Source organism: Pantanalinema rosaneae CENA516 (genome assembly GCF_050753385.1).
Classification (GTDB): Bacteria; Cyanobacteriota; Cyanobacteriia; order Leptolyngbyales; family Leptolyngbyaceae; genus Pantanalinema; species Pantanalinema rosaneae.
The window spans coordinates 1-5,567 of record NZ_JBLZFZ010000121.1 but is presented as its reverse complement, the minus strand read 5'-3'; the positions used below and the strand labels follow the sequence as shown (position 1 = coordinate 5,567).

General features: G+C 51.6%; 5 protein-coding genes. 3 read left to right on the top strand and 2 right to left on the bottom strand.

All coding sequences use genetic code 11. The features are described 5' to 3' along the window. Nucleotides 1–46 precede the first annotated feature (46 nt). Together ACN4EK_RS31820 and ACN4EK_RS31815 are read right to left on the bottom strand one after the other, a co-directional pair. Nucleotides 47–532, bottom strand: coding sequence for a hypothetical protein (locus tag ACN4EK_RS31820; protein WP_431662461.1), 486 nt, complete (start codon nt 530–532; stop codon nt 47–49). After that, on the bottom strand, nt 529–2,727 hold the full coding sequence (locus ACN4EK_RS31815) for a cation:proton antiporter (protein WP_431662460.1): 2,199 nt from the start codon (nt 2,725–2,727) through the stop codon (nt 529–531). The genes ACN4EK_RS31820 and ACN4EK_RS31815 overlap by 4 nt, the downstream gene beginning before the upstream one ends. A gap of 281 nt (nt 2,728–3,008) precedes the next feature. On the opposite strand from ACN4EK_RS31815, the gene ACN4EK_RS31810 reads away from it, so the two are divergent. From ACN4EK_RS31810 to ACN4EK_RS31800, 3 genes are all read left to right on the top strand, one after another. Then, on the top strand, nt 3,009–3,734 hold the full coding sequence (locus ACN4EK_RS31810; RefSeq protein WP_431662459.1) for a response regulator transcription factor: 726 nt from the start codon (nt 3,009–3,011) through the stop codon (nt 3,732–3,734). A 91-nt stretch (nt 3,735–3,825) separates the two neighbouring features. Next, nucleotides 3,826–4,890: a 1-acyl-sn-glycerol-3-phosphate acyltransferase gene (locus ACN4EK_RS31805; protein ID WP_431662458.1), complete on the top strand. Its 1,065-nt coding sequence runs from the start codon at nt 3,826–3,828 to the stop codon at nt 4,888–4,890. 62 nt (nt 4,891–4,952) lie between these two features. Beyond that, nucleotides 4,953–5,504, top strand: coding sequence for a 2'-5' RNA ligase family protein (locus ACN4EK_RS31800; protein WP_431662457.1), 552 nt, complete (start codon nt 4,953–4,955; stop codon nt 5,502–5,504). Nucleotides 5,505–5,567 lie beyond the last annotated feature (63 nt).

The window sequence follows — 5,567 nt, the reverse complement described above, 5'->3', positions numbered from 1 at the left end:
AGATGTGTATAAGAGACAGCATCTCCCCCATCTCCCCCATCTCCCATTAATGCCCACCCTCCGACTGAGGTTCTTGAGGCACGTCTCGGGTGGCGGTAAAGGGAAACTCTCCAGAGGTGGAATTCAGTTGGACTACACCTTGAAGGGTTTTTCCCTCAAACTTGCCTTGAATCCTCAGTGGAAGCGAACAATTGGGTAAAGTGGCTGTGCCTCGTAAGGTCAGCGTTTGGTTATTCCAACGTCCGGTTAAAGACGGGTGTTCTGCCACGCTTCGAGTTCCTTTTTCTGAGGCATCTAGCGCTATCAGTGACCCGGTTAAAAAGACTCCAGATTGCTGAACGAACAAGACTAATGACTGATTTTGCCAACATTCAGGCAGGGTTGGGGCAGTGATGGGATAACGTCCACCCACGTAGGTAGGAGCGTGCAGATTCGCTTCGCCATAGGCTGAAATCACACTAAATAGCCCGATCACGATGCCAACAGCACAGCTATAGAAGGTCAGCGATCGACGATTCAAGTGGTGACTCATGCTTCAACCTCCGGGGATGGATCTTTAGAGTCAATCCCTAAGTTATTGGATTCCAGTACAGAGGCTAAATGGGATGTCACCTGACTATAACGGCGAGTAATCAGCAAGGAGGAGCGACAACGAACCGCTAATTCATCGGTATAGTAACCCAGGGTTTGCCGGTCTAATCCCCATTCGCGGCTGGCTCCCGCGATCGTCAGGTCTGCCTGTCCGGATGCCTCGATCACCGCTTCGATCGGGTTATTTGTTTCAACCACAGGCAAATAAATGCGATCGCGCACCGCCCTGGGAAGTTGCTCTAATAACAGGCGAAATTCGTGTGTTAGAGTCTGGCTGGCTGGCTCTTGAGTCACCCGCAGCACCGTTAAAGACGTATTGCGACAATTGACTAACAACCGCAGGGCAATTTCTAACCCCAAATCATTATGAATGTTGGGCATGTAGGGAACCAACAGATTTTCCAGTTTGCCATGCTGCCGATCGACAAAGACAGCCACATCCGTCCGAGCGGTGCTGAGAATTTGCCCGACTCTCCCCCCCAAGCGATTTCGACTGAATGCCGGACGATGCCAGCCCAACAGGATTAAATCCATCTGATCCCGTTCGGCAATCAGGTTTACTTCCTGCGCCACATCACTGGTCACCCACACAATCGGATGCACAAACGATTGCCCATAGGGTAGCCCTAATGTATCGACTAACTCTCGCACCTGTTTGAGTCGTTGCTCAATTAAGCGATCGACCTCAGCCGGAATACTTTCATAGGCATAATCTTCTTCCAGTTGGATCAGACTGAGGGGATGAACTACGGCAGAAATGGGGGCATCCGCCCGGTAAGGAGTATTGCCCAAAGCGATCGAGATGGCTAACTGAATCAGTCCTTTCTGAGTATGAGGATTCGCGATCGGAACCAACACCCGGTAATCAGCCGTCATTTCGGTAGGGCTGGGCTCGACCACCTCCTCTAACACCTGTTGCTGCGGATATGTCCACTCCAGCAAAGGCGAAGTCATAAACGTGGTCACTAGTGCCATGATCACCAGCATCGTAAATAACAAAGGGGAAATCACATTCAGACTCAGCCCAATATTCAGGACAATCAGCTCAGTCAGTCCTCTTGTGTTCATCAGCCACCCCAGGGCTGAAGCTTCCCGATGCTCGATTCGGCAAAACCGAGCCGCCCCATAGGTGCCTAAATATTTGCCAACGATCGCCACCAGCACAACCGCCGCACATAGTAGCCATAATCCCGGACTGTTCAATAAGCCAATCTGGGTGCGTAACCCACTATAGGCAAAGAAAATGGGCAATAGAAAGGTTAAGACAAAGTCTTCGGTCTTCTGGGCAAGTTCTCGAGTCAGTCCAGCGTGCTTGGGCATGACTGCCCCTAACAAAAATGCGCCAAAGATCAGATGAATCCCAATCAGTTCCGTAATCAGAGCCGACACTAGAACGCCCATGTAGATGGTCGCCAGGGCAAATTGGCTCAACCGTCCCGCCCGATCGTAATGGGTAGACAGTCGCCGCAAAAACTGTTGCACCACCGTCACCATCAGCCCTGTATATAGAGCCGCTTCTAGAATCGTCGGCACCGCCGCCAACATACTATTTGTCCGCGTCACCGCGATCGCCAATGCCAGCAAACACCATGCCGTCACATCATCCACGGCCGCACAGGTGAGAGCCAATGTGCCCAGGCGAGTTCCCTGCAAATTATTTTCCGTCAGGATTCGCGCCAATACTGGGAAAGCAGTAATGGACATAGCCGCCCCCAAAAACAGGGCAAAGGCAGTAAATGAAACCCCAGCATTTGAGACTAAGGGATACAACCCTAACGACAGCAGAGTGCCGAACAAAAATGGCACCAGAATGCTGACATGGGAGATCAACACGGCGACATCCAAGTGGTTCTTCAGGTATTTCGGGTCAAGCTCTAAGCCGATCAGAAACATGAAGAAGATTAAACCAATCTGCGATAGTACCCCTAGATACGCGATCGTGCTGGGTGGAAATAGGGTGGCAGCCAGATCAGGCGCTAGCAGACCTAATAAGGATGGACCCAACAGAATCCCAGCCACAATTTCACCAATGACTAATGGCTGTTTAATCCGGCGGAACCCTAAACCTACTAATCGGGATAGTCCGATGACAATCAGAATTTCAATCAGAACGAGAACAACGGTATCGAATTTCATGACCCTGAGAGGGAAAAGAGAAATAGAGAGCGGAGCGTGATCAAGGCGTAACGTCTAAAAAGCAACAACCCTATGAAACCGTAGCGGCAAATCTCGTTACCAACTCCGCAAAATCCGCCAATTGAGTTAAAAACTGTTTGAGTTTGATGAAAAACTTTGTCGGTAGGTCTACTCTAGTTTAGAAACATTGAGGTTCCTTGCTTATAATCTTTACAAGGATATTCGCCTATCCTGAAGTCACTCTTAAGTAGACCCTGTACCTTACTAAACCCTATTTAATGATGCCCCGGATACTCGTCATAGACGATGACCCTGCAATTTCAGAGCTTGTCGCCATCAATCTAGAAATGGCTGGCTATGATGTCAGCCAAGCTGCCGATGGCATAAAGGGTCAAGCTATGGCTCTGCAACTGCAACCAGACTTGATCATGTTGGATCTGATGCTACCCAAAGTAGATGGATTCACCGTCTGTCAGCGTCTGCGTCGAGATGAGCGCACAGCAGATATTCCGGTGCTGATGCTGACCGCACTAGGACAAACCCAAGACAAAGTAGAAGGGTTTAATGCGGGTGCCGATGACTACCTGACGAAACCATTTGAAGTCGAGGAAATGCTGGCTCGGGTACGGGCACTGCTGCGCCGTACCGATCGCATTCCGCAGGCGGCAAAACATAGCGAAATTCTCAACTATGGCCCGTTGACCCTGGTTCCCGAGCGATTTGAAGCCATCTGGTTTGACCAAACGGTAAAGCTAACTCATCTGGAGTTTGAACTGCTCCATTGTTTACTGCAACGGCATGGTCAAACCGTTTCTCCCGGCGAGATTCTCAAGGAAGTGTGGGGATACGAACCGAATGATGACATCGAAACGATTCGGGTGCATGTCCGCCATCTCCGTACCAAACTAGAGCCAGATCCCCGCCATCCCCGCTATATCAAAACGGTGTATGGCGCTGGCTATTGTCTGGAACTCCCTGCCACCGGAGGGCAAACCAACGAATCTTGACAACCCCCATCGGTTAGTGGACATCGTTAAGTCAGACATGCTAAGAGCTAAGAAGCTTTAGCTCATTAGTTTTGAGGCGTTAATTTAACCCTTGCAACCTTATCGATTTAGCTGGTTTGATTGGTTTTGTCTCTGGTATCCGCCAGGGTGGCTAGTGCTGTTCAATCGGCATTGGCAACATTACAAACCGGATCCAGATGGCTGGAACTGGCTGGAGTACGGCTTGTTTTTGGTGCCCGGTGGGTTCTATCTCGCCTTCGCCATCCGGTGGCTCCGGTTAGGAGGTCGATCGCCCACTAGCGAAATCCCCCTAACCCCTGATCCCACCTACCAACAAGCGTTTCGGGAGGAGATTTTAGCTCCGATCGTGCAGCACTATTTCCGGGGCGAACTGCATCACCTGGAACATCTGCCTGAGTCCGGCTCGGTGATCATTGCCATGAATCATGCAGGCATGTGCTTCCCCTGGGATTTTGTGGGGTTGGCGTTACTGCTGAGTCAACATAAAGGGTGGTGCGTTCAACCCCTGGCACATCCCTTATTTTTTGATCATCCCTGGTTACGCTGGTGGTTGCCATCGGGTTGGGCACAGGTATTAGGTGGAGTGCGGGCAGAAGTCCAACAGTTTGAAGCGGCGATCGCCCAACAAACTCTGATCCTCTATGCCCCGGAAGGCTGGCGAGGGCTGGCAAAGGGCTGGCAACATCGGTATCAACTGACCCAGTTCGATCCCAGCTTTGTGCGGCTCAGTATTCGCTATCAAACGCCCGTCGTACCCGTTGCCTGTCTGGGCAGTGAAGCCCTTCACCCATTTACCTTCAATATCAAGCCCCTGGCTCGCTGGCTGAAATTACCCATGTTCCCGCTTTCTCCCCTGATGCTTGCCTTCGTTTTATTTCCTTCAATGGGTGTTTGGGCAATGCGATCGCGGCTACGCTACTACTTACAACCGATTTGGCACCCCTGGGAACAGCCCCAATCTGCCGTTGCTGAAACCCCACAAGCCCCTCCGAAACGGGCAATGATGATGCGGTTAGCCGAGGATCTGCGATCACGACTACAAACGGTGATCTCTGACCTGCGGCAGTCACACATCGGTCATTCTGACACCTCACAAGAGCAGGAAGCGAAAGTCCCCCCGGTTCCAGGCTCCTGATCTGAGACAGGGAAGCGACTAGAAACGCCACTACTCCATCTCAGTCATGAACCTTAAACTCAATGAGCCAGACCGATCTTTATTTCATCGCCCTACTGCCGCCACCGGAGATTCAGGCAGAAACCACCGCGATTAAACAGCACTTCAGCGATCGCTACCACAGTCGGGCAGCCCTCAAATCTCCCCCGCACATTACCCTCCAACCACCGTTTAAATGGGAAGCGGATCACTTAGCGAACCTGCACCAACAGTTACATGAGTTTGCCCTGCAACAAACGGCGGTGCCGATCGCCCTGGAAGGATTCGCCGCCTTCCCACCCCGAGTCATTTATATTAATGTGCTCAAAACTCCCGAACTCTTAGCGCTAAAAGCCGCTTTGATGGCTCACCTAGCCACCACTTTAAATTTGAGCGATCCCGTCGAACAACGTCGCCCCTTTTCCCCTCACCTCACCGTTGCCTTCCGCGACCTCACCCGCCAACACTTCAAAACCGCCTGGGCAGACTTCCAACACCGCCCCTTCTCCGCCCAATTCACCGTCTCCCACCTCACCCTCCTGCGCCACGATGGCAAACGCTGGCAAATCCATCGCGAATTCCCCCTCGATCGCTAACACCTCCCTATCTTCCCCACCTCCCCACTCCCCACTCCCTACTCCTGTCTCTTATACACATCT